At 70.1% G+C, this 22,946-nt stretch carries 22 protein-coding genes; 5 read left to right on the top strand and 17 right to left on the bottom strand.

Going from position 1 to position 22,946, the window contains the following annotated elements; genetic code table 11:
* Positions 1 to 8: 8 nt before the first annotated feature.
* From DAERI_RS06335 to murF, 11 genes are all read right to left on the bottom strand, one after another.
* Entirely contained in the window at positions 9 to 464 is a 456-nt protein-coding gene (locus DAERI_RS06335) for a DinB family protein (protein ID WP_103128573.1), read from the bottom strand.
* A complete protein-coding gene (gene aroB, locus DAERI_RS06330) occupies positions 461 to 1,531 on the bottom strand; it encodes a 3-dehydroquinate synthase (RefSeq protein WP_103128572.1) in 1,071 nt (356 codons plus the stop codon). The genes DAERI_RS06335 and aroB overlap by 4 nt, the downstream gene beginning before the upstream one ends.
* The gene (locus DAERI_RS06325; protein ID WP_165794096.1) at positions 1,518 to 2,108 is read right to left on the bottom strand and encodes a shikimate kinase; all 591 of its coding nucleotides are present in this window, start codon (positions 2,106 to 2,108) and stop codon (positions 1,518 to 1,520) included. The genes aroB and DAERI_RS06325 overlap by 14 nt, the downstream gene beginning before the upstream one ends.
* Before the next feature lie 121 nt (positions 2,109 to 2,229).
* Positions 2,230 to 3,378, bottom strand: coding sequence for a chorismate synthase (gene aroC, locus DAERI_RS06320; protein ID WP_103128571.1), 1,149 nt, complete (start codon positions 3,376 to 3,378; stop codon positions 2,230 to 2,232).
* Between the two features lie 103 nt (positions 3,379 to 3,481).
* Positions 3,482 to 5,725: a secretin N-terminal domain-containing protein gene (locus DAERI_RS06315; RefSeq protein WP_235610275.1), complete on the bottom strand. Its 2,244-nt coding sequence runs from the start codon at positions 5,723 to 5,725 to the stop codon at positions 3,482 to 3,484.
* A 3-nt stretch (positions 5,726 to 5,728) separates the two neighbouring features.
* Positions 5,729 to 6,964, bottom strand: coding sequence for a hypothetical protein (locus DAERI_RS06310; protein ID WP_103128570.1), 1,236 nt, complete (start codon positions 6,962 to 6,964; stop codon positions 5,729 to 5,731).
* Positions 6,961 to 7,605, bottom strand: coding sequence for a type IV pilus inner membrane component PilO (locus tag DAERI_RS06305; RefSeq protein ID WP_103128569.1), 645 nt, complete (start codon positions 7,603 to 7,605; stop codon positions 6,961 to 6,963). Before DAERI_RS06305 ends, DAERI_RS06310 begins: the two co-directional genes overlap by 4 nt.
* Complete coding sequence (locus DAERI_RS06300) at positions 7,595 to 8,293, bottom strand: fimbrial assembly protein (RefSeq protein ID WP_103128568.1); 699 nt, start codon at positions 8,291 to 8,293, stop codon at positions 7,595 to 7,597. The genes DAERI_RS06305 and DAERI_RS06300 overlap by 11 nt, the downstream gene beginning before the upstream one ends.
* The gene (gene pilM / locus DAERI_RS06295; protein ID WP_103128567.1) at positions 8,286 to 9,464 is read right to left on the bottom strand and encodes a type IV pilus assembly protein PilM; all 1,179 of its coding nucleotides are present in this window, start codon (positions 9,462 to 9,464) and stop codon (positions 8,286 to 8,288) included. The genes DAERI_RS06300 and pilM overlap by 8 nt, the downstream gene beginning before the upstream one ends.
* Positions 9,465 to 9,699: 235 nt before the next feature.
* A complete protein-coding gene (locus DAERI_RS06290; protein ID WP_103128566.1) occupies positions 9,700 to 10,443 on the bottom strand; it encodes a hypothetical protein in 744 nt (247 codons plus the stop codon).
* A gap of 50 nt (positions 10,444 to 10,493) precedes the next feature.
* The gene (gene murF, locus DAERI_RS06285) at positions 10,494 to 11,804 is read right to left on the bottom strand and encodes a UDP-N-acetylmuramoyl-tripeptide--D-alanyl-D-alanine ligase (protein ID WP_103128565.1); all 1,311 of its coding nucleotides are present in this window, start codon (positions 11,802 to 11,804) and stop codon (positions 10,494 to 10,496) included.
* A gap of 30 nt (positions 11,805 to 11,834) precedes the next feature.
* Between murF and DAERI_RS06280 the strand changes: the two genes are divergently transcribed.
* Entirely contained in the window at positions 11,835 to 12,818 is a 984-nt protein-coding gene (locus DAERI_RS06280; RefSeq protein WP_103128564.1) for an acetamidase/formamidase family protein, read from the top strand.
* A gap of 50 nt (positions 12,819 to 12,868) precedes the next feature.
* Here the strand turns inward: DAERI_RS06280 and DAERI_RS06275 are convergent, their stop codons facing one another.
* Positions 12,869 to 14,440, bottom strand: a complete 1,572-nt coding sequence (locus DAERI_RS06275; RefSeq protein WP_165794108.1) for a DAK2 domain-containing protein — start codon at positions 14,438 to 14,440, stop codon at positions 12,869 to 12,871.
* A 37-nt stretch (positions 14,441 to 14,477) separates the two neighbouring features.
* Entirely contained in the window at positions 14,478 to 14,810 is a 333-nt protein-coding gene (locus DAERI_RS06270; protein ID WP_103128562.1) for an Asp23/Gls24 family envelope stress response protein, read from the bottom strand.
* Positions 14,811 to 14,898: 88 nt separating this feature from the next.
* Here DAERI_RS06270 and DAERI_RS06265 point away from each other — a divergent pair, with 88 nt between their 5' ends.
* A complete protein-coding gene (locus DAERI_RS06265; RefSeq protein ID WP_103128561.1) occupies positions 14,899 to 16,236 on the top strand; it encodes a M17 family metallopeptidase in 1,338 nt (445 codons plus the stop codon).
* 64 nt (positions 16,237 to 16,300) lie between these two features.
* Here DAERI_RS06265 and DAERI_RS06260 read toward each other — a convergent pair whose 3' ends face one another.
* A complete protein-coding gene (locus tag DAERI_RS06260; protein WP_103128560.1) occupies positions 16,301 to 17,230 on the bottom strand; it encodes a DUF4032 domain-containing protein in 930 nt (309 codons plus the stop codon).
* A gap of 233 nt (positions 17,231 to 17,463) precedes the next feature.
* Here DAERI_RS06260 and DAERI_RS06255 point away from each other — a divergent pair, with 233 nt between their 5' ends.
* The 3 genes from DAERI_RS06255 to DAERI_RS06245 are packed head-to-tail and all read left to right on the top strand — an operon-like array spanning position 17,464 to position 19,421.
* A complete protein-coding gene (locus DAERI_RS06255; RefSeq protein ID WP_103128559.1) occupies positions 17,464 to 18,057 on the top strand; it encodes a sulfite oxidase-like oxidoreductase in 594 nt (197 codons plus the stop codon).
* Positions 18,058 to 18,097: 40 nt separating this feature from the next.
* Positions 18,098 to 18,637: a mismatch-specific DNA-glycosylase gene (locus DAERI_RS06250; RefSeq protein WP_235610274.1), complete on the top strand. Its 540-nt coding sequence runs from the start codon at positions 18,098 to 18,100 to the stop codon at positions 18,635 to 18,637.
* 4 nt (positions 18,638 to 18,641) lie between these two features.
* Complete coding sequence (locus DAERI_RS06245) at positions 18,642 to 19,421, top strand: hypothetical protein (RefSeq protein ID WP_103128557.1); 780 nt, start codon at positions 18,642 to 18,644, stop codon at positions 19,419 to 19,421.
* A 676-nt stretch (positions 19,422 to 20,097) separates the two neighbouring features.
* Here the strand turns inward: DAERI_RS06245 and DAERI_RS23310 are convergent.
* The 3 genes from DAERI_RS23310 to DAERI_RS06230 form a co-directional block, all read right to left on the bottom strand.
* Positions 20,098 to 20,322: a DUF1272 domain-containing protein gene (locus DAERI_RS23310; protein WP_369689448.1), complete on the bottom strand. Its 225-nt coding sequence runs from the start codon at positions 20,320 to 20,322 to the stop codon at positions 20,098 to 20,100.
* Positions 20,323 to 20,394: 72 nt separating this feature from the next.
* Positions 20,395 to 21,909 (bottom strand): glycine--tRNA ligase, encoded by a 1,515-nt coding sequence (locus tag DAERI_RS06235; protein ID WP_103128555.1) that lies wholly within the window; start codon positions 21,907 to 21,909, stop codon positions 20,395 to 20,397.
* 294 nt (positions 21,910 to 22,203) lie between these two features.
* On the bottom strand, positions 22,204 to 22,788 hold the full coding sequence (locus DAERI_RS06230; protein WP_103128554.1) for a YcjF family protein: 585 nt from the start codon (positions 22,786 to 22,788) through the stop codon (positions 22,204 to 22,206).
* Positions 22,789 to 22,946 lie beyond the last annotated feature (158 nt).

The following is a 22,946-nucleotide window of genomic DNA, read 5'->3' as shown; positions in this document are numbered from 1 at the left end:
AGGGCGGGTCAGGACGGTGAGGCCAGCAGGCGGCGGTGATAGTTGATCTGGCCCAGGTGCCAGCTCAGGTGAACCGAGAGCGACAGCAGCATGAAGGCGGTGTCCGCGCTCCCGGGACCGCCGGGGAAGGAGGATGGGGGCGGGCGTCTCAGGGCGGCCTCGTCCAGCCCAGCCAGCGCTGCCTGGACGGCCTCCTCCGTGGCCTGAACCTCACGCAGCAGGTCGGCGCGCGGGAGATCCCGGCGGCTGAACTCGGCGGCCCGGTCGCGGACGTAGGGGACGCTCCCCAGTTCCTGCCCGATGAACCAGCGCAGGTTGCCCGCCAGATGCAGGGTCAGGGTCCCTCCCGAGTTCGTAATGCCCGGCGCCACCCGCCACAGCGAGGCGTCGTCCGGGTACAGCTCCACCTCCTCGCGCAGCCGGGACAAGTCACGCCGGAAGAGGAAAGCGAGGTGGGTGATCATGCCCCACCGTACCCCACAGGCGGCACCCTGGCCGCCACGTCTTCGCGCCACACCCCGAACTCCCGCCGCAGCACCTCTCCCGGCACCCGCGCCAGGTAGGGCCGGGCCAGATCATGCAGCAGCACGAAGCGCACGCCCTCCGAGTCGGCCTTCTTGTCGCGGGCCATGTAGGGCCACACGTCCTCGAAGGTGAGGGAGGGGAGGGGCTGGGGGTTTTGCCAGCCGAGGAAGGCGAGGGTGTGCCGGGTCAGGTCCGCCCCGCCGAGGGCACGGCTGAGAAGGGCCGCGTAGTGCATCCCGTACCCGACCGCCTCACCGTGGGTGACGCCGTGATCCGTCACCGCTTCCAGCGCGTGCGCCAGCGTGTGCCCGAAGTTCAGGAAGGCCCGCTCGCCCCGCTCCGTCAGGTCGCGCGTCACCACGCCGGCCTTCACGGCGATGGCGTCGGCGAGGGTGTCCTCCAGGCCCGGCCCACCCGGGCGGAAGTCGGGGGACAGGACGCGGGGCAGCAGGGTCGGGTCGGCGATCAGGCCGTGCTTGTACGCCTCGGCGGCGCCCTCCGCGAAGACGGCGGGGGGCAAGGTGGCGAGGGTGTCCGTGTCGCACCACACCGCCCCCGGGGGCCAGAAGGCGCCCACCAAGTTCTTGCCCTCGGGCAGGTTCACGCCCGTCTTGCCGCCCACCGCCGCGTCCACCATGCCGAGCAGGGTGGTGGGCAGGGTGTAGAAGGCGACTCCTCGCAGGTAGCTCGCCGCGACGAAACCGGCGAGGTCGGTCGCCGCCCCTCCACCGAGTCCCACCACCGCCCCGTCGCGCGGGAGGTTTGCCTGGGCCAGTCTCGACAGTACCCCCGAATAAACCTCCAGCGTCTTGCAATCGTCGCGGGGTGGGACGGTCACCGTCACGGTGGGGGAGAGGGTGGTCTGCACCGTCTCGACAAAGGGACGAGGTAAATCGGCGGGGTGGATCAGGGCGACCTGGCGCTGGGGCACGCGGAGCTGGGAAAGCAGCCCAGGGCCGACGGTGACCGTGTACGGCTGAGCGCCGCCGACCTCAATCCGACGCACGTTCTCCCACGGCTTCCGCCTCGCTCCACGCGGCCTGCGCGTCCGACCAGGCCCAGAGACGCTCGATAACCTCCTCCACGATCTCCTCGGCGGGGCGGCCGTCACTGTGGACGTGGATGGTGCCCTGGCGGTAATGGGGCTCGCGCTCGTCCATCAGGGTGCGGATGCGCGAGAGGGGGTCAGTCGTCTTGAGGAGCGGGCGGTCGCTGTGGCGGGTGCGCTGGTAGACGGTCTCGGGGCTCGCCCACAGCACCACGACCGGGCCGCGCTCCAGCAGGGTGCGGCGGTTCGCCTCATGGATAAAGGTGCCGCCCCCCAGGCTCACGACGGCGTGGTCGAGGCGGGTCACGCGCCGGACGACCTCGGCCTCGCAGGCGCGGAAGTAGCTCTCGCCCTCCTGCGCGAAGACCTCGGGGATGCTCTTGCCGACCACCCGCGTGATCAGCTTGTCCGTGTCCACAAAATGCAGCGCGAGCGCCCGCGAGAGTTCCCAGCCGACGCGGCTTTTCCCGGTCCCCATGAAGCCCGCCAGCGCCACCCAGGTGACGGGACGCTCGATCAGGCCGGACCCGTTCATGGGGGACAGTCTAGAGGAAAGCCCGTGAGGGAGCGTGACGCCTTCACCCTCGGGCCACTCGGGCGACAGCAGGGCTTCGGCCAGGGCCGCCTCTACCCGCTGGGCCAGCCCTTCCCGAGGCTCAGTAGTCACGGGCGTAGGCCCGCGCCGCCGCCACCCGCTCCTGAAGCTCGGGCAACGTGTCCCCCCCGAACTTCTCCAGCATCGCGTCGGCCAGGACCCAGCCGATCACGCACTGGAGGATCACCCCGGCGGCGGGCACGGCGGTCGTGTCGCTGCGCTCGCGGGCGGCGTCGGACGCCTCATGGGTCACCACATTGACTGTCGGGAGCGGCTTCATCAGCGTGGCGATGGGCTTCATGGCGACGCGCACGATGAGTTCCTCGCCGTTCGTCATGCCCGCCTCCAGGCCGCCAGCCGCGTTCGTCTCGCGGGCGTAGGAGCCGTCTTTGTAGTACACCGCGTCGTGGACGCCGCTGCCCGGTTTCACCGCGTTCTCGAAGGCCCGCCCGATCTCCACGCCCTTCATCGCCTGCACGCTGAGGCAGGCCTGGGCAATGCGCCCGTCGAGCTTGCGGTCCCAGTGGACGTAGCTCCCCAGGCCGACGGGCAGCCCCCGGAAGCGCACCTCCAGGATGCCGCCCAGGGTGTCCCCGTCCCTCTTCGCCTGGTCAATGCGCTCGCGCATCCGCGCCGCCGCGTCCTCGTCGGGGGTCCGCAGGTCGGACTCCTCGATGGCCCCCAGCGCGTCCCACGAGAAGGGCTCCCGCGTCTCGATCCCGCCCAGGCTCGCCACGTAGTTCGCGCCCTCGACGCCGAGTTCCGAGAGGAGCTTGAGCGCCACCGACCCCACCGCGACCCGCGCCGCCGTCTCCCGCGCCGAGGCCCGTTCCAGCACGTCGCGCAGGTCCTTGTGGCGGTATTTGATGCCGCCCGTCAGGTCGGCGTGGCCGGGGCGGGCGTCGGTCAGGGCCTTTTTGCGGGGCTCGCCGCCCGGCTCGGGGGACATGATCTCGGTCCAGTTGCGGTGGTCGCGGTTCTCGATCGCCAGCGTGACGGGGGCGCCCGTGGTCCGGCCCGCGCGCACCCCGCTCAGGATCTGCGCCTCGTCCGTCTCGATCACCATGCGCCGCCCGCGCCCGTAGCCGCCCTGCCGCCGCCGCAGCCAGGGGTCGATGTCACCCTTGCCCAGCGGCACCTGCGACGGCAATCCCTCGATGATGGCCGTCAGTTGCGGCCCGTGCGACTCCCCGGCGGTCAGATACCTCATGGGGCCGACTGTAGCGTTGGGGAGGCCAGGCGCCCCGGGGGGCTGCCCAGACGGCAGGGCGGGCGGCTCCCCGAAGGAAACCGCCCGCCTGCCCCGAAAAGGGTTACTTCACGACGCTTCCGGTGATGATGACCAGCAGTTGCGTCTGGGTGCGCGTCGTGGACTGCTTGCCGAACGCCGCCCCAATGATCGGCAGGCTGCTCAGGAAGGGCACGCCGTCGTTCGTGCGCGACTCGGAGGTGCCCAGCAGGCCGCTCATCAGGACCGTCTGGCCGCTCTTGAAGGTGATGCTGCTCTGGGCCTCGCTGTTGGTGAAGTTCAGGAGGTTGGGCACCGAGGTGGTGGGTAGGGCCCCCGCGATGTTGTTGACCTGCCCGCGCACCCGCAGCGTCACGGTGCCGTCGGGCGCAACCTGCGGATCGAAGAAGTCGAGGTTGAGGCCGTAGTCGATCTGCCGGATGATGTTCCCGCTCGACGACGGGATGTTGATCTCCAGCCGCCCGCCGCTCTTGATGCTCGCCGCCGCGTTTGCCGAGGCGTTCTGGGCGCTCGTGCCGGTGCCCAGGGACCGCTGCCCGCTCTGCATGGTGATGTTGCCGTCGTACACCCGCTTGGTCAGGCCCTGGTTTTCCAGCGCGGTCAGCGTGGGGAAGATGTTGAAGCCGACGAGGCTCTGGGTGGGGTCGAAGGCGGCGCCCAGGCCCCCGCTGCCCATCTTGATGTTGAAGCCCCCGACGGCCACCTTCCAGTCCACGCCCAGGCTGCGCGCCGCCGTCTCGGTGATCTCCTGGATGCGGACCTGCACGTTGATCTGCGGGACGACCTGATCGAGCTGCGGGATCAGGTCGGCGATCTGCCCCACCTGCTGGGCGGTGCCCCGCACGATCAGGCTGTTCGTGCGCTTGTCGGCGATGATCGTGGCGCCGCCCGTGTTCTGCGCCGCCTGCGCGGCCGCCCCCGCCGCCTGCTTGGCCTGCGCGTCGGCGTTCGCCCCAGCCGCGCTCGTCTGGTTCGTCGGGACCGTGACCGTGACGGCGTTGCCGTTGGCGTCGGTGGCGTTGACGGGCACGTTGGCGAGCGGCGGGGTGGCGGGCGTCAGGTCGCGGGCGAGCGTGCCCTCCAGCGTCGCCTTGACCTCCTCGGCACTCGCGTTCACAAGCTGGAAGACGCGCTGCACCGTCGCCTGGGGCGAGGGCGCCGGGCGGTCCACCTGCCCGAGGAGGCTCAGCGCCGCGTCGAGCTGCGGCTGCGGCCCCGTCAGAATGAGTTGCCCGGTCTGCCCCACGGGCGTGACCTTGAGTTCAGGGTATTGAGCGCCGAGGAGCGCCGAGATATCCGCCTGCTGACCCTTGACGGTGTAGATGCTGCGCCCGGTGGCGACGGGCGGCGCCGTGGGCGTGGCGGGGGCGGGCAGGTCCACCTGGCCCAGCAGCCCCATTGCCGCGTCGATCTGCGCCTGCGGCCCGGTGAGGACCACACGCCCCGTCTGCCCCACGGGCGTGACCTTGAGGGCGGGGTACTGCGCGGCGAGCAGCGAGGTCACGTCCGCCTGCGTGCCCTTGACGGTGTAGATGCGCTGCACGTCCTGCGGCGGCGTGACGGGGGCGGGGGCCTGGAGGGCCGGGGGCTGCGCGGCGACGATCTGGGAGAGCAGCCGCTCGACCTGCGCGACCTCCTGGTTCGTGCCCCGGATGATGACGCTGTTCGAGGAGGGCTCGGCGACGATCCGCATGGTGGGGGAATCGAGCGCGATGTCCTCAGCGGGGCTTGCAGTGGCGCCCTGAGCGGTGTTCGCGGTCCCCTGCGCGCTGCCCTTCACGCTCCCGAAAGACAGCTTGAGCTGCCGCTCGACGAGGGCCGCGCTCAGCGCCCTGGGCAATGTGACGATTTTCTGGATGGGTTTGGCGCTCACCCGCAGCACGGGCTTGTCGCCCAGTCGGAGCGTCTCGTAGCTCAGGCCGTAGATGTCGAGGACCAGCGGCCAGACCTCGTTGAAGGGCCGGTTCACGAAGTTGTATGTGACCCGCGTGCCCGCCGTGCCACTGCCCGCCGCGCCCGGGGACGCCGTGCTGCCCCCCTGGAGAAGGGCGTCCACGTCAGGTTCGAGGATGATGTCGTACCCGGCACTCTTGGCGAGGGCCACCAGCATGGAGGACAGGTCGCTGCCCGAGCGCCGCAGGTCGAAGGAGACGTTCGCGCTCGTCAGCCCGGCGTCGGCCAGGCGGGCGGCGGTCGTGACCCCGGACGCGCCGGGCGTGGCGGGGATGGAGCTGGGGCTGACGGGCTTCGTGGTCTGCGCGGCGGCCATGCCGAGCGCGGCGGAGAGCAGGAGGGCGTATCTCTTCATGGCTCACCTTTCGTTGAGTTGCAGGGTCTTGGTGTCGTTGCCGAGCGCGAGGGTGGCGCTGTCCGCCGTGACGGCCTTCAGGACCGCGTCCGAGTCGGGCAGCTTCTCCCCGACCTCCACGACCACGAACCCGTCGCGCGAGCGGAGGACGGCGGTGTTCACTGGTCCCAGGACGGCGGCGTTGAGGGCGATCTCGCGGCTCTGGATCAGTTGGTCGAGGGCGCTGACCGGCGCGGCGGTGGCGTCCGCACCCAGTTGGGTGATGGGCTGCGGGGTGCCGGGGGTGGGCAGGGCCGTCGCGGACGTGGCTCCGGTGCCCTCCCCACCGTCCGGGGTGCTGGGAGCTCCTGACGGAGTTCCCGCGCCCGTTCCGCGGCCCACGACGCTGCTCAGGTCGATGCTTTCCTTGGGTACGCGGACACCCGCGACGGGGGGCCGGACGGGAGTGGGCGCGGCGGGTGGCCGGGCGGCGGTCGCCGAAGCCCTGGGCAGCGTGACCGGGGTGGGCCGCGCGGCCGGCGGACGCAGCACCGTCACCGGTTCGGGCCTGGGCGGGGCGGGGGTGGCGCCGGGGATCGTCGGGGTGGGGAAGGCGCCGCCCGTCGTCGCGGGTGAGTCGACGGTGATGCGCGAGGGGGTGCCGGGGATGGGCGCGATGGGAATGACGCCGCTGGTGCTGTCGCTGGGCGTGTTGACCACCGGCGTCACCGGTCGACGCTCCGGCTGGCTCAGGCTGATCGGGGGGGTGCTGACGGGGTTCTGCGTCACGGGGGGTGCGGGCGTCGGCTGTCCCGCCGGTGCGCTCGCGTCCTTGTCAACGGCCAGCGGGCGGAAGGGGTTGACCCCGGGCAGGGTCGCCAGGGCAATGTCGGGGTTGATGCCGCCCGGGGTGGGGGCGGGCTCCGTCTCCGCGGCCTTGGTGTTGTCCGTCCCCGCCTCGCCGAAGGCGGGAATGCTGGGCACGTCCACCCCGCCGCCCGGCTGTACGGCCACGTTGTCGCCATCCACGGGGGCGGGAGCCGCGGAAGGGGGGGTGGGCGTCGTACCCGCCGGCTCGCCCGTGGCCGCGTCCCCGCTCGGGGGGGTCGGCGGCGTCTGGGCCAGGGCCTGCTGGGCGCTCCGGTTGCTGCTCCAGATCGCCCAGGCCGCGATCAGGGCGACCATCAGCAGCAGGATCAGGAGCACCCTCATCTCGCGCGAAATCTTGAGCTTGGGGCGTGTTGCGAGGGCTCGGCTCACTGGGTGCCTCCCTGGGGGGTGGCAGGCGGTGCGGCGGGGGCCGACGGGGCCGCGCCAGTGCCGCCGGGCGCGCTCGCCGCCTGCGCCGGATCGAAGGTGTACACGGTGAGGTTCAGCGTGCCCTCCAGCCGCGGGTTGAAGGAGGTCGCCTGCGGCAGTTGCAGGTTCACGCCGCCCACCGTTGTGAAGCGGTTCATGGTTTCCATCGACCGCAGTGCCCGGAAGACGGCGGCAAACGGCCCGCTGACCCCCAGGTTCAGGTTGATGGGCCGCACCCCGGCGGGGAGGCCGGTGGCGGTGCCGGGCTGCACGTTGAAGGTGGTCATCTCGGCGCCCGCCGCCAGCACGCTGCGCCGCATCTCGTCGAGGACGGTGCCGAACTGCGCGTTGGCGGGAAGCGCCCGCAGGAACCCGTCGCGCTCGACCTCCAGCCGGGCGACGGTCTGCCGCAACTCGGGCAGGCCGCGCTGCGCGGCGCGGTAGCGGTCGGCGTTCATGCGGATGGTCTCCAGCTCGCCCTGAAGCAGGCTGATCTCCTGCTGGCGGGCCTGGTAGCGCAGCAGGTACCAGCACAGCACCGCGAGCGCGCACACGCCCAGGACGATCAGGAAGAGGGAACGGGGGGCGAGCTTAACGGACATCGGTGCCTCCCGCCGGGGCGGCGGCGATGGGGGCGGAGGGCGGGGTGCCGTCTCCGGTCACGCCGGGCGTCCCGGGCGCCGGGATGGCCGCCTGACTCACCACGCCCACCGACGCGGCGAAGGTGTAGCGGCCCGTGTCGCCGTCCTGTTGCAGGCTGCGGAAGTTCACGGCGAAGTTGGGGCTGTTTTCAAAGGTGTTCAGGAAGTTCACGACCGACTGCTGGCTGCTCGCGGTGCCCGAAAGGTCGATCTCGCGCACCACGTTCTTCCCGGCGTACACCCCGCCCTGCTGCATGGTGGCGAGGGCGCCCGGGTCCAGGGGCTTGACGTTCATGGACGTGATCGCCACCCCGCCGCCCCGCGGAAGCTGCGCGGAGAAGGCCGCCACGTCGTTCGTCCAGTAGGTCTTGCTGTCCCGCAGTTGCGTGGCGACCGCCGTGACCTGCTCCAGGGTGCGCTGCTCGCCCTGAAGCCGGTCGTACTCCTGCTTGGTGGGCGTCAGGGCGGCAATCTCACCGTTGAGCTGGTCCCGCTCGGCGCGCAGGCTGCTCAGGCGCGAGCCCAGGGTGAGTTCGGGAATCAGGATGACGGCGGCGGTCAGGGGCAGGACCGCGTAGGTCGCGTAGCGCCAGGCGTCCGGGCGACTTCCCCGGCGCTCCTGCTGCGGCAGGAGGTTGATCTCAACCACGGGCGTTCACCCCCCGCAGCGCCAGCCCCAGCGGCACGGTGAACTCGGCGGCGTTCGTCTGGAGGTAGCCCGTGTCCACGTTCGCCCCCTCGGTCTGCACCGTCAGCCAGGGGCTGGCGACCTCCACCCGGAAGCCCAGGGCGTCGCTGATCGCCGTGCTCAACCCGCGCAACTTGGCGCCGCCCCCCGCGATGAAGGTCCGGTCGATCACCACGTCGCCCGACTGCACCCGGTAGAACTCCAGCGAGCGCCGCACCTCGGTGATCAGGTCGCCCAGCACCGGGCGCACGATCTCGAACACGCGGGCCGGGGAGTACTGCTGGCGCGAGAGGTCGAAGTTGAGCAGGTCCTCCTCGTCCTCGGTGGGCGTGGTGGCGGTCGCGTACCCGAGCTTGACCTCCTCGGCGGCGCCGAAGTCGAGGTCGAAGGCCTTTTGCAGCGCCGTCGTGAAGTCGTCGGCGGCCACGCCCAGGTTGCGCGCCATCAGGATGCGGTCGCCGCGCACCAGCGAGATCACGGAACTGCTCGCCCCGATCTCCAGCACGAGCGCGACCTCGCCCGCCTCGGTGTAGTTCAGCCCGGCGAGGGTGGTCTTGTTGAGGTGCTCGCCCAGCAGGTTGCCGCGCAGGGCGCGCAGGGTGGCGAAGCTCTTGAGATCCACCACGGTCGGCTCCAGCCCCGCCAGGCGCAGCACCTCGACCTGGCGCGCGACCGCCTCCGAGGGGGCGGCGGCGATGACGGCCTCCATCTGGCCGTCCTCCGGCACCTGCGCGGGGTCGTCGAGCAGGTCGAAGTCGAGGTTGACCTCGTCGATGGGGTAGGGGATGTACCGCTCGGCCTCCCAGCGGATGGCCTCCTGAAGCTCCTTGCGCTCCATGCGGGGAACCATGATGTTGCGCGTGACCGCCGACTGGTTGGGCACGGCGGTCACGGCGTGGCGGGTGGTGATGCGGTGCTGCGCGAGCAGGTTTTTCAGCTCGGTGGCGACCGTCTGCGGCTCGACGACCAGCCCGTCGCGCATGGAGCCGATGGGCGTGGGCACCATCACCGCGTGCTGGAGGACCGGCGGCGCCCCGGGGCGCAGGGCGACCACCTTGATCGCGCTGGTGCCGATCTCCACCCCGATGGCGTTCAGGCGCGGACTTGTAAGGCGTTGTAGCAGGCTCGACATTCTCCCTCCCGAGGAGCAGGCTTCAGCGTTTTCTCATGGGCGCCAGGACCGCTCCGGTGTGGCGGGGAGAGGCTGGACAGGGTAAAAGGGCAAAGGCAGGCGGCATGAACGGCTCATGCAACCATTCCCCCGCTTACGGAACTCTGACAGGAGAATTACAGCGTCTGAGACGACGAAAAATCGGCCTGTGAAAGGCCGAAGGGGGACCCCCGAATGATGAAGGTCGAACTGGGCTTCAGCGGCTCACGGGTTGCAGGTCACTGCCAAACACCCGCACCGCGCCGCCCGGCGAGACGGTCACCAGGTCCCCGCCGACCACGCCGACCCGCCCCGGCCCGTGGGGCACGCTCTTCAGGACTCGCCCCGCCGCGTCGAGCCGCTCCAGCGCGGTGCCCGTGAGGCGGTACGTCCCGGCGAGGGTGGTCACGGACGGCAGGTTGGTCGAGCGCGCCCCGGTCGGCGTGACCTCCAGCAGCGGCCCGGCCACCCGCTCCAGCACCGTCCCGTCCGCAACCCGCACCAGGGCTCCGGCGAGCAGCACGTAATCCTGCCCGTCGCCCCCGGTGACCGCCGCCGAAGGCGCCCCGGACACACCAGTCGCCGCATTCCCGTCGTAGGTCACGGCGCTGCCGTCCTCGCGGTAGGCGCGGGTGGCCGAGAGGGCGACGACCCGCCCCACCGGGACCGACCGGGCCGCCAGGTCGAGCGTGACGAGCAGGCCCACCCCCGGCAGGGCTGCCCAGGCATTTCCCCTGTTCCAGCCGACCGCCGCCACCCGGCCCGGCAGCCTCGGGCAAACGGGACGGTAGGACGGTGCCCGGGCCACGCAGGCCTGCCCCTGGTCCATCCAGGCCACGCCTTCGGGGGCGAAGGCGGCGCTGAAGGCCGGGGCCGCGGAGGGTGCGCGCGAGGTGGGCGCCGGGGCGCACGCGGCGATCAGGAGCAGCGGGGCGAGGGCGGAGAAGAGGGAGCGGCGCATGGAGGCATTGTTTCCCGGCGGAGGCTGAGAAGGTGCGGAGCGATCTGCCGCTACCGCCCCTCTCCCGCTGACGGCTGACCGCTGACCGCTGACCGCTCCCTCAGCAGCGCCTCCACCACCGTGTCCAGCCCCACCCCCTCCTGCGCCCGCCGCTCGGGCGTCCACGAGATGCCCCGGCTCGCCTTGACGAGCACCACGTCCCCGTCCCGCACCTCGGCGAGCAGGTCGGCGAGGAGGTCGGGCACCGTGGGGTAGGGCCGCTCGCCCAGCTCGGCGGCAAAGGCGCCCACCCCGTAGGTCAGGTCAGCCCTTTGCCTGGCATGAGCGCCTACCCGGGCGTGCAACTCCCGCTCCGTGTCCCCCAGTTCGAGCATCCGCCCCAGCACGCTGATCCGGCGGCCCGGAAAGGCGGCGAGCGCGTCGAGGGCGGCGGTCACGGCGAGCGGTGAGGCGTTGTAGGCATCGTCAATCACGGTGAAGCGCCCGGGATGGACCCGGTAGCGGCCCCCCGGCACCTGCACCCCGGCCATTCGTTCGGCGGCCTCCGGCAGCGGCACCCCCGCCTCCAGCGCGAGCGTCAGCCCCAGCACCGCCGCCTCCGCCTGCACCCGCGAGGCGAGCGGCAGGGAGACGGGCACGCCCCGGAAGGTGAAGTCGGCGCCCTCCGGCGTGACCGTCAGCCCCTCCCCCGCATAGGTCGCGCCCTCGCCGAAGCCGTAGGTGTCCACCCCGGGATACCAGGGGGCGGCCTGAGTACCGACCAGCCCCCGCGCGCCCCGCAGGATCACGCCCTTCTCGCGTGCCACACCCTCCAGGCTGCCGAGCTGCTCCAGGTGCGCCTCCCCGATGCTCGTCACCACGCCCACGTCGGGGTGAACGAGATCCACGAGCTGCGCCATCTCGCCCACATGGTCAATCCCCATCTCCACGACGAGGGGCCGCGCGCTCCCCCCGAACTCGATCAGGAAGCAGGCGATGGCGGGCATGGTGTTGTACACGGGCATGAAGTGGGCGTTCAGCGCCGCCGCCGCGTAATTCTTCGCGGTCGTCTTGCCCACGCTGCCCGTGATGCCCACGACGAGGGAGTTCCTAGAGCGTTCCGCCCGCGCCCAGGTGAACAGCGCCTCCCGCGCGTCCGGCACCCTCACCGCCCGCTCCACCTCAAGGTCGGTCAGGACGAAGGGGGCCCCCGCCGCAAGGGCCGCCTCCACGAACCGGTTGCCGTGCATCCGCTCGCCGGGCAGGGCGACGAACGCCACCTCGGGGGAAGCCTCGCGCGAGTCCCAGGTCAGGCGAAGGGCCGGACGCGCCCCCGGATGAACGGTGGCGGCAAAGGGGAGAGCGGCGTGCGGGTCGAGCATGGGACGAGGATACCCGTACCCTGGAGGAGCATGAGCGACCACCACCTCGGCACCGATGCCATTCATACCGTCTGGGACAACGGCTTGCGCCCTGCCCTCACCATCCGGCCCGGCGATACGGTCACCTCCGGCACCCTGGACGCCTCTGATGGCGGGGTGGCGCGGCGGGCAGCGGCGGGGGAGCTGAAAGGCCCGCCCGAACTCGTCGCGCTGGCGGCTTCGGACGCCTTTCCCGAGCGGGAGGGACCGCGCGGCCATCCCCTTACCGGGCCGGTTTTCGTGGAGGGGGCGGAGCCGGGGGACGTGTTACAAGTGGAGATTCTGGAGGTGCGGACTGCCGCCTGGGGCTGGACTGGGTGCCGCCCGAACGGCATCGGCCTGCTGGACGCCGCGCTCGCGGAGGAGGGCCTTCAACCGTATACCCACCTCTGGGATCTGCGGGAGCGGACGCACACGGATTTCCGCCCCGGCATCCGCCTTCCGCTCGTCCCCTTCCCCGGCGTGATGGGTGTGGCCCCCGCCGCCCCCGGCCCCCATCCGACCGCTCCGCCCCGGCAGGTGGGCGGCAACATGGATATCCGGCAACTCGTGGCGGGAAGCACCCTGTTCCTGCCCGTCGAGGTGCCGGGCGCCCTCTTCTCGGTCGGCGACCTGCACGCGGCGCAGGGGGACGGCGAGCTGAGCGGCACCGGCATCGAGTGTGCCGGAGGGGTGACGCTGCGCTTCGGGCTGGAACGCGGCGCGAATCTCTCCACCCCCGAGTTCATCACCCCCACCCACGGCGGCACGAGCACCCGTTGGCACGCGACGACCGGCCACCACCCCGATTTGATGACAGCGGCTCGGCTCGCCCTGCGCGCCCTGCTGCGCCGTCTCCAGGCACGCGGCCTGACGCTGGAAGAAGCCTACGTGCTGGCGAGCGCCTGCGTGGACCTCAAGATCAGCCAGATCGTGGACGCACCCAACTACACGGTGAGCGCCTTCCTGCCGCTGGATATTTTTCTGGAGGAGTGAAAGGAGAGGCGGCAGCCCTGACGCAAGCTGCCGCCCGCTTCCCGACCCGCCTACTCCATCGTCACGAGGTAGTCGTACAGGTCCGGCCCGCCCAGATGCGCCTCGACCTCGGCAGAAGAGAATTCCTGCCCGATGCGCTCCGCGAGGGTATCCAGGTCCTCCTGCGTCTTCTGGGGGCCGCCGAACACGGTGATGATCTCCTGCCCGGCGTAGCTCTTGCGCAGCATCTCCATGACGCTGTCCTCGGGGCTCCCGCCCGCCTGCACGAGTTCGTCGTCCTTCAGGCCGATCACGTCGCCCTCGGCAATGTCGAGCGTGACGCCCTCCTTCGTGGTGATGTTCGTCGTGCGGCTGGCGCGGGTGACCTCGAAGGTGGTCACGCGGGCGGCGGCCTCCTCCATCCCGGCCCGCAGGCTCCCGGCGTCCGCGTCCGGCTGGAAGGCGAGCGCCGCCCCGATGCCCTGCCCCAGCGTGCGGGTGGGCACGACGACCGCGCGGCCCTCCATCAATTCCATCGCCTTTTCGGCGGCCATCAGCACGTTCTTGTTGTTGGGGAGGATCAGGACCTTCTCCGCACTCACCGACCGCACCGCGTCCACGATGTCCTGCACGCTGGGGTTGGCCGTCTGCCCGCCGGAGACGATGCGGGCGCCGAGGCTGCGGAACAGCTTCACCAGCCCGTACCCGCTCGCCACCGCGACGAGGCCGGAGGGCGCCACCTCCTCCTCGGCCCGGGCCGCCGCGCCCGCCATGCCCAGGATCTCGGTGTGCTGCTCGGACATGTCCTCGACCTTGGTTTTCAGCATCCGCCCGTAGCGGCCCACCGTCGCCAGCAGCGCGTCGGGCTCGTTCGTGTGGATGTGGCCCTTCACGTACCCCTCGGCGCCCACCACGAGCAGGCTGTCCCCGAAGGGGGAGACGAGGGTGCGGATCTCCTCGATGGGCTTCGTCGAGTCCGACATCAGGAATTCGGTGCAGTAGCCGAACTCCTCGGTCTCGAACTGTTCCTGCGCGTAGGAGGTGATCTCGGGCGCCTCGGGGAGCGCGTCGCCGCGCAGGGCCGCGAGCATCCCCTGCACCACGTACAGGTAGCCCTGGCCGCCCGAGTCGATCACGCCCGCCTGCCTGAGCGCGGGGAGCATCTCGGGCGTCTGGTCGAGCAGGCGCTGGCCCTCGAAGAGCGCGGCCTCCAGCACCGAGTCCACCGTGTCGCGGTCGTGCGGGCCGTTCGCCCCGTCCGCCACCCCCCGCGCGACGGTCAGGATGGTCCCCTCGACCGGCTTCATCACCGCGCCGTACCCGGCCTTTTGCGCGGCGCGGAAGGCACGGGCGAGGGTGTCGGCGTCCACCTCGGTCCGGTCGCGCAGTGTCTCCGCGAAGCCCTTCAGGAGCTGCGAGAGGATCACCCCGGAGTTGCCGCGCGCCCCCAGCAGCGCCCCGTAGCTGATCGCCCGGGCGACGGAAGCCATGTTGTGCTCGTCGCAGGTGTCGAGTTCGCGCCGCACCGACTGCATGGTGAGGTGCATGTTCGTGCCGGTGTCGCCGTCGGGCACCGGGTACACGTTCAGGGCGTTGACCTGCTCGCGGTACACGCCCAGCCAGTCGGTCGCCACCCGCAGCATCCGCGCGAGGTCGGTGGGTTTCAGGGTCCTCACATGCTCAGGCACGCTGCACCCCCACCGCGTGGACGCGCGTGGCCTTCAGCTCGATGCCCGCCTGGGTCTTGACGATGTGTTCCACCCGGTCCTTGATGTTGCGCGCCACGGTGGGGATGCTCACCCCGTAGGCGACGACCACGTACAGGTCGGCGGTGTAGCCTTCCCCCTCGCGGCCCACGACGACGCCCTCGCGGGCGTTGGCGCGGCCCAGCACGCGGGAGATGCCTTCCTTCAGGTTGGCGGGGGCCATGCCGACCACCCCCGGGATTTCGTGGGCGGTGAGCCCGATCAGGGAGGCGAGCGCCGCCTCGGACACAACGATGGAGCCAGTCACAGTAGAGACGAGTATACGCGAGGGGGCGGGAAGGGCTGGGAAGGGCGCCCGGGAAGCCGGGGGTTCCGTCCCGTGCTTTACTCCCCCCATGCAATTCGTGAACGAACCGGAGCGGGCGGACCTCACGCTGACGTTTCTCGGGGAGGGGCGGGCGGAGGTGCCCGAGCGGATCACGCGCGACCTGAAGCCCGGCATGGTTCGCCTGCTCACGCGAGGTGGGGAGGGAGACGGGGCTGTGGCGCTGCCGCCCTCGAACGCGGCCCAGGCCCGCGAACTCGGCGCCGCCCTCGCCAAACTGGCGACCGATCTGGGGGCGCAGTCCATCCGGGTAGGGGAGACGCCCCACGCGGAAGCCCTCACCCTCGCCACCCTGATGGCGGGCTCCCAGGACGCCCGTTACCGCTCGGAGGCCAAGCCCGGCCCCATTGAGTTGGCTGTGGAAGGCCTGTCGGATGAGGAACGGGACCGGGTGGAAGCCCTCATGGCGGGCATCCGCTTCGCCCGCGACCTCGTGAACGCCCCGGCGAACGTCCTCAACCCGGCCATGCTGGGGCGCGAGACCCGCCGCCTGGAAGCCCTGGGTGCCGACGTGGACGTGTGGGACAGCACTGAAATTGAGGCGCGCGGCATGGGCCTGCTCTCGGCGGTGGCGGCGGGGAGTGCGGGCGGCCCCCGCCTGATCCGCGTGACCCTTCCGGCCAGGGGCGAGGTGAAGCGCGTCATCGCCCTCGTGGGCAAGGGGATCACCTTCGACACGGGTGGCTACTCCATCAAGCCCGCCCAGGGCATGACCACCATGAAGGGCGATATGGGCGGCGCGGCGGCGGTGCTGGGGGCGATGCGGGCCTTGAGCGCCCTGCGCGACCGGCTGCCGGAAGGGGTGGAGGTCCGCGCCTACGTCCCCGCCGCCGAGAACATGGTTGGCCCAAACGCCATGCGCCCCGGCGACATCTACCGCGCGGCGAACGGCAAGACCGTGGAGGTCGTGAACACCGACGCGGAAGGCCGCCTGATCCTGGCCGACGCCCTGGCCGTCGCCTGCGACGAGGGCGCGACCGAACTCGTGGACGTGGCGACGCTGACGGGCGCGAAGACGGTCGCCCTGGGGAACGACGTGGCCGCCCTCTACAGCACCGATCCCGACTTGACAGCACGTCTTAGGGCGAGTGCAGAGGCTTCCGGCGAGTTCGTCTGGGAGATGCCCCTGCACGCCCCGTACCTGAAGGCCTACCAGAAGGAGACGCTGGCCGACCTGCGGAACTCGGACATGGTCCCAGCGGGGGGCAGCATCAAGGCCGCCCTCTTCCTGCGCGAGTTCGTCACCCGGCCCTGGGCGCACCTCGACATCGCTGGGAATGCGCTGCAAGACGGCCAGGCGACCGGCTGGGGCGTGGGGACGCTGGTGGGGTACGTGCTGGAGGAATAGGGGCGCAGAAAATGGACCGTTGGAACTCTTCTCCAACGATCCATGTTTTCCAGTTCGCCTTCCGCTACATCGCGGGCTCCAACTGCCCCTTGAGCAGCAGCCGCATCCGCTGCCCCAGCCGCTTGTACAGGGGCGGGGCGTGGTGGGCTCGGAAGTCACGGGTGGCCTCCTCGCTGCCGACATCGTGGCCGTACTTCTGGGTCAGGAAGTAGCGGTGGTCCATGATCCAGAGGTAGAGGTCGGCCTCCGTGCGGCCCGGGAAGCGGCTCATCACGTCGTGCTTCTCGATGTTCTCGACCACACGGCTGTACAGGCGGCGATACCAGCTCTCCACCGCCTCCTCCCAGGTCACGGGCGGGAGTCCCGCGCGCTCCGGCTTGCGGTCGAGGAAGTACTGCCGGGTGCGGATATGTTCCAGCAAGCGGTCGTAGCGGCCCGGCGTGGTGAAGCGGATCTCGCGGTGCCCGGGCACCACCCGGTCGAGGTTCGTCTCCTTCAGGAAGCGCGCGTACTCACCCTTGATGATCAGGTCGCGCAGGGTGTCGTGCTCCTCGGGCGGCACGGCGACGTTCAACTCGATCACGTTCGCGTCAATGTAATGCTGACCCTGGCGCCGGGCGACCGAGACCCGGTGGTTGCCGTCCTTGACGAAGTACAGGTCGCCGACCTTGTACACCTGGATGGGCGGGAGTTCCTTGCCCTCCAACTGTGCGGCGCGCACGCCGATCCAGCGTTCGTCGAGGTGCGGCTCCTTGGGGAGGTAGTGGCGGTCGAACTCGCGGTAGCGGTCCACCGAGCCGATGATCTGGTCGACGGGAATAGACTGGACGCCCAGCGAATGCTCACCCTCCGGGGCAAGGTGCCGCACCCAGTCGAAGGGCAGCAGTTCGTTCGGTTCACGGCGCAGGATCGCCAGCAGGTCGTACACGTCGCCCAGGAAGCGGGCGCGTTCGACCTCGTGGCGGGCCTGGGTGCGTTTGTTTAGCTCACTCATGCGGGGCTCTCCTTGCGCGCGCGGGCGCATGGGCCGGGGCATGCTCGTCCGGGGAAGGGCGGAACACACCCCGGTCTTGGTGTACATCCTACACCTCCCTGTCTGCTGGAAGTCATCCAAAATGTTCAGCCTCCCGCCGTTCGTACAACCAGGTCTACTGAAATCCTTCACGAACGGGACAAACGTGCCGCTTCCCATACCGCCGCGCTTGCCGGGGGCGCTCAAATACCGTCATGCTCGGCAAGTTCTTCAAGAAGCCCGCGGACGACCAGGGGGGGCGCATCCCGCCTGGGCAGACGCTCACCACCCGTTTCCCCGTGCTGACCTACGGCCCCTCGCAGCACTACGCGCCTCAGGACGTGGCGGTGCGAATCTTCGGCCTGGCCGAGGAGAAGACCTTCACCTGGGACGACCTGATGGCCCTGCCGCAGACCACCCTCACCTACGATATCCACTGCGTCACCCACTGGAGCAAGCTCGACACGACCTGGACCGGCGTGCGCGTCGTGGACCTGATGGAACACATCGGGCTCAAGCCGGGCGCCACCCACGTCATGCAACACTCGGTCGGCGGGTACACGACCAACCTGGAGCTTTCGGATTTCCTCCGGCCCGAGAACCTGCTCGCGCACACCTTCGGCGGAGAGCCACTCGCCCCGGAACACGGCGGGCCGCTGCGCCTCGTCGTGCCGCACCTCTACTTCTGGAAAAGCGCGAAGTGGCTCAACGGCTTGGAGTTCATGGCCGCCGACAAGCCCGGCTTCTGGGAGCGCAACGGTTACCACATGCGCGGCGACCCCTTCAGGGAGGAACGCTACGACGACTGACGGCAAACCCCGGTTGGGGGAAGGCTACATCGTCCCCGACGTGCTGGGGGAAGGGCTCACGCTCGTGCTGGTGGGCACGGCCCCCAGCCGCATCAGCGCGCGGGCGCGGGCGTACTACGCCAACCCCGAGAACAAGTTCTGGCGGGTGCTGCACGAGGTGGGCCTGACGCCCCGCCAACTCGCCCCGCGCGAGTACGCCATCCTGCCCCAGTACGGCATCGGCCTCACGGATGTCGCCAAACGGCACAGCGGGGTGGACGCCGCCCTGCCCGAGGAGGCCTGGGCGCCCGACGAGCTGCGCGACAAGATTCGGACCTACCGCCCGAGGATCATCGCCTTTACCAGCAAGCGCGGCGCCTCCGAGACGCTGGGAGTGCCCACCGGCAAGTTGCCCTACGGCCCGCAACTCCTCCCGCTGGAGGGGGCGGAGGTCTGGGTTCTGCCCTCGACGAGCCCGCTGGGGCACAACCACTTTCAGCTCGGGCCGTGGCAGGCGCTCGCGGACCGGGTGCGGGAGGTGCGTTCGGGCATGAACCGTGACTCACACGGGAACGAGCAGGACACGGGCCGCGTACCCTGAGGATATGGCTCCATCCGTCACCACCCTGTACACCGCTGCCCGCACCGGCTCGCGCGTGGTGCGGTTCCTGGTCCAACCGGCCACGCGCCACGGCGGGGTTTTCCGTGACCCGTGGCAGTCACCGGGCGGGCCAGATCACCCCGTTCGGCGCGGGGCCAGCCTGCTGCGCCGGGCCCTCGGCCTTCTCGTGCTCATCGTCCTGAGCGTGCTGGGAGCGCTGCTGCTCGTGCCGCTCCTCGCGCTGCTGGGGCTGGGCACGGCCCTGGGCAGCGACGTGGCGGGCTGGATGCTGGGCTTCACGCTGCTGCTCGCCGCCCTCGGCGCGGTGTGGACGGCGCGGCGGGCCTCGCGCCTGATCACGGCGGTGGATGAGCCGGAGCCCGTCACGCTTGACGCGCCGGGGGGGCTACGTCGGGACGACGAGACCGGTCTACTCGCCCTGCTTCGGGTGGGGGAACGTGCTCTCCCCGCCCCCGCGCGCTCGGCCCTGCACGTCACCGTCATCGCCACCCGCGACGCGCTGCGGGCCACGGCGGACGACACCTCGCTCAGCCGTGAGGCCTACGACGCCCGGCAGGCCGCCCGCGAGGACCTGCCCGAACTCATGCGGACCTACCGCGCCGCGCCGCGTTCGCCCGAAACTGACCGGCTGTTCCTGGGTCAGCTCGACCTGATCGGGCGCCGGATGCAGGGCATCGTGCAGGAGCGCCGGGGCCAGCAGGCCCGCACGCTGGAGGCCCAGCGGCGCTACCTGGAGAGCAAGTACGGCGAGGAGGAGGGCTGAGGGGCCCTCTTCCGAAATATGGCCCGCCCCCTATCGTTGGGGGCGGGCCTTTTTAGCTGTGGCTGCTTGAGCAAGTTGGGCTGCTTGGCTCGTTCATGGGAGGCCTTCCGGGGGGTCGGGTCGGTGGGCGGCTTGATGGGTTTTCTTGGGGGGCAGGGGATCTTGCTGCGGGTTGCCCCCACCCCCCAGCCCCCTACCCCCAGAGGGGGCAGGGGGAGCTTTCCGCTGCGCTCCGCAAAGGGCCCGGCCCAGTTCGCCTGTGGTCGCTTCTCCCTACCCGTAATGTCTGATCTTGTTGCTCTCTGAGCCGCGGGCCCACCGTCTCGCTGCGCGAGCCGACGTGGTGAAGGCGGTGCGAGGGCGAGTTCCTCACAGGAATAGGCCGTCCACAGTTGACGGGTTTAGGAAGCAGGAGCCTTGGCTCTGTCACTCCTCCCCTTTGTACGCTTGATGTGCAATAAGGAAAACATCATCTCAGCCGTGGTCTTTTCGCTCCTCCCCCCTTGCGGGGGAGGTTGGGAGGGGGTGACGAGCAAAGCTCATCCTCATCCCAGACAACAAAAAGTCCACTTTGCCCAACTTCTCATTGCACATCAAGCGTTTTGTGGGGGGTTGGGGGAACGCGCCTACCCTCCCCGGGCGCTTGATCTCGTATACAACACGCTCCTCCAACCCTTCAGGAGATTCGACTGTATCTGACCTCACGCGACGGGCTCCCGGTTACCGCAGAGGCGACCGAACGGGTAAGCCGGGGCCGCCGCACGAGGTCGCCGCCGCAATTGGGGCAGGTATGGTTCATCGTCTCGGCGCAGGCCGGGCAGAAGATGCACTCGAAGGAGCAGATGGTGGCCTCGCCGTCTGGTGCCAGGGAGACGCCGCAACGTTCGCAGGCGGACTTCATCTCAAGCATGTACCGAGCATACGGAGAAACCCCCGCGCGGGGCGGGGGCTCTGTGGTCTGGGGGCGGGCGACCTAACGCAGCCGCGCCTGAATCCAGTCCGCCAGCTCGCTGATCTTCACCCGCTCCTGGGCCAGCGTGTCGCGGTCACGCACCGTCACCGTGTTCGTCAGGCTGGGGTCCTCGCCCTTGCCCACGGTGTCGAAGTCCACGGTCACGCAGTAGGGCGTGCCCACCTCGTCGTGGCGGCGGTAGGACTTGCCGATGTTGCCGCTGTCCTCGTACAGCACACGGCCCAGGCCGAGTCTCTGGAGGTCGGCCTTGATCGCCTTGGCAACAGAGGTGATCTCCTCGCGGTTGCGGGCGAGCGGAATGACGGCCACCTTGATCGGGGCCAGGTGCGGCCTCAGCTTGAGCACGATGCGCTCCGAGCCGTTCTCCAGCGTCTCCTTCGTGAAGGCCTCGCTCAGCACGGCGAGCATGGCGCGGTCCACACCCGCCGACGGCTCGATCACGAATGGAACGACAGGCTTGTTCGTCTCGGGGTGGGGGATGGTCAGCTTGGCGACCGAATCGAGGTTTTCCTCCACCCGCGCCTGGATACCGAGTTCCCCCTGCGCCTTGGTGTGGCTCCCCAGGTCGAAATCGGTACGGTTGGCGATGCCCTCGATTTCCTCGTACCCCAGGGTGGGGTAGTCGTACATCAGGTCGTAGGTGCGCTTGGAGTAGTGGGCGAGGTCCTCTTTCGGCACGTCGAGAATCTGAATCTTCTCGCGGGGCACACCCTGGGCCTCCCACCACGCGAGGCGGGCTTGCAGCCACTTCTCGTGCCAGTCCTCGTCGGTGCCGGGGACGCAGAAGAACTCGATCTCCATCTGTTCCAGCTCGCGCACCCGGAAGATGAAGTTGCGCGGCGTGATCTCGTTGCGAAACGCCTTGCCGATCTGCGCGATGCCGAAGGGGAGGCGGCGGGAGGTCGAGTCCACCACGTTCTTGAAGTTGGTGAAGATGCCCTGCGCCGTCTCGGGCCGCAGGTAGCCGTAGCTGTCCTCGTCGGCGACCGGGCCGATGGTCGTCCTGAACATCATGTTGAAGGGCTTGGGCTCGGTCCAGTCGCCCACCTCGCCGGAGAAGGGGTCACGCACCCCCGCCGCGATGAGGGCCTCAGACGCCTTCGCCGGATTCGCCACGAGCGCCGCCACGACCGCCGGGAAGTTCTCGGCACTCTCGCCGATGCCCTCCGCCACCCGCGCGATCACGTCCGGCTTCTGATCTTTGACCAGGTGATCCAGCCGGTACCGCTTCTTCGTCTTGCGGTTGTCCACCATCGGGTCGCTGAAGGTCGCCTCGTGGCCGGAGTGGCGCAGCACCAGGCGGTGCATGATGATGCTCGCGTCCAGGCCCTCCATGTCGTCGCGCTCGTAGACGTTGGCGCGCCACCACGCGGCCTTGAGGTTGTTCTTGAGCTCCACGCCCAGGGGGCCGTAGTCGTAGAAGCCTTGCAGGCCGCCGTAGATCTCGGAGCCCTGGAAGATGAATCCCCGGCGCTTGCAGAGGCTGACGAGTTCTTCCATCGACTGTGCGGGCATAACCTCTCCTTTCCGCACCCGCCGAGGGTCAAAAGAAAGCGGCCCCGGCGAAGTGCTCGCCTGGGGACGCAGAGTTCATGTTCTACGCGGTTCCACCCCAGTTCCAGCCCGGCTCTCTGCCGAGGACTGGCACTTTTGTCGTTTGAATCGACTCCCCGCCGCCCTTCCCGCGCTGCTGGCCCCGCCTGACTCTCACCGTCTCAGGCTCGCTCTTGGGCGCGTGGCGCGGTACTCCTGCGGATCAACGCCTGGGCAGAGTGTGGCGCAGGCGGGGGGGAGGGGTCAAGTCGCCCCTCAGTTCAGGTCGCGCGGTCCCCCGCCCTGGACCCGGTTTTTCTCGTCGGCGCGGCGGCGCAGCTCGGCGGCGAGGTCGCTGAAGTCCTGGGCGCTGGGGAGCACCCGCCGGGCCTGCCCCTTGGCCTCCTGAATGACCTTGACCTGCTCCTGCCGGGCGACGGGCAGCCCCGCCCGCTTGCGCTCGAAGTAGTTCTGCGCGACCCGCCCCAGCGCGAAGGTCCAGCCATACACGGCGGGCGCGGTGATCAGGCCGCCGATCACGGGCAGGGCCAGCTTGGCGATCCCCCGCATGACCTGCCGGGCGAAGAGGCCATAAGCAACCGTGGCCCCGAGTTCCTGCGCGATCTCCCGGGCCCGGTCCGGCGTGATGTCGAAACCGTAAATCTTGCCGATGTGCAGCACCATCTTGGCCTGGACGGGGGTGATGAGCAGGATGTCGGCGAAGGGCACGGGCTCCACCGCGATCGCGCCGGAGAGCAGCGCCGCGCTCCGAATGACCTCCTCGGCATTCTCCTCGGGCGTGAGGTCAGGGTCCACGTCGAAGTTGAAGTTGTCCAGCACCTGCTTCACGAGCGGCAGCATGGGGCGAGTGTACCGCCCGCCCGGAGCGGCGGGTGAGGGTCGGCTCACCCGGCATTGATCTGCCCGGCGCCGGGGAAACCAAAGAGAAGAGGGCGCGCCCGGAGGGGGGGTGGCGCGCCCTTAGAGGGAAGGATGAGGGGTGACTACGCACCTCTCGA

The sequence above is a fragment of the Deinococcus aerius genome, assembly GCF_002897375.1.
GTDB lineage: Bacteria > Deinococcota > Deinococci > Deinococcales > Deinococcaceae > Deinococcus > Deinococcus aerius.
The sequence above is the reverse complement of the archived record's forward strand: the minus strand, read 5'-3'. Positions and strand labels throughout refer to the sequence as shown.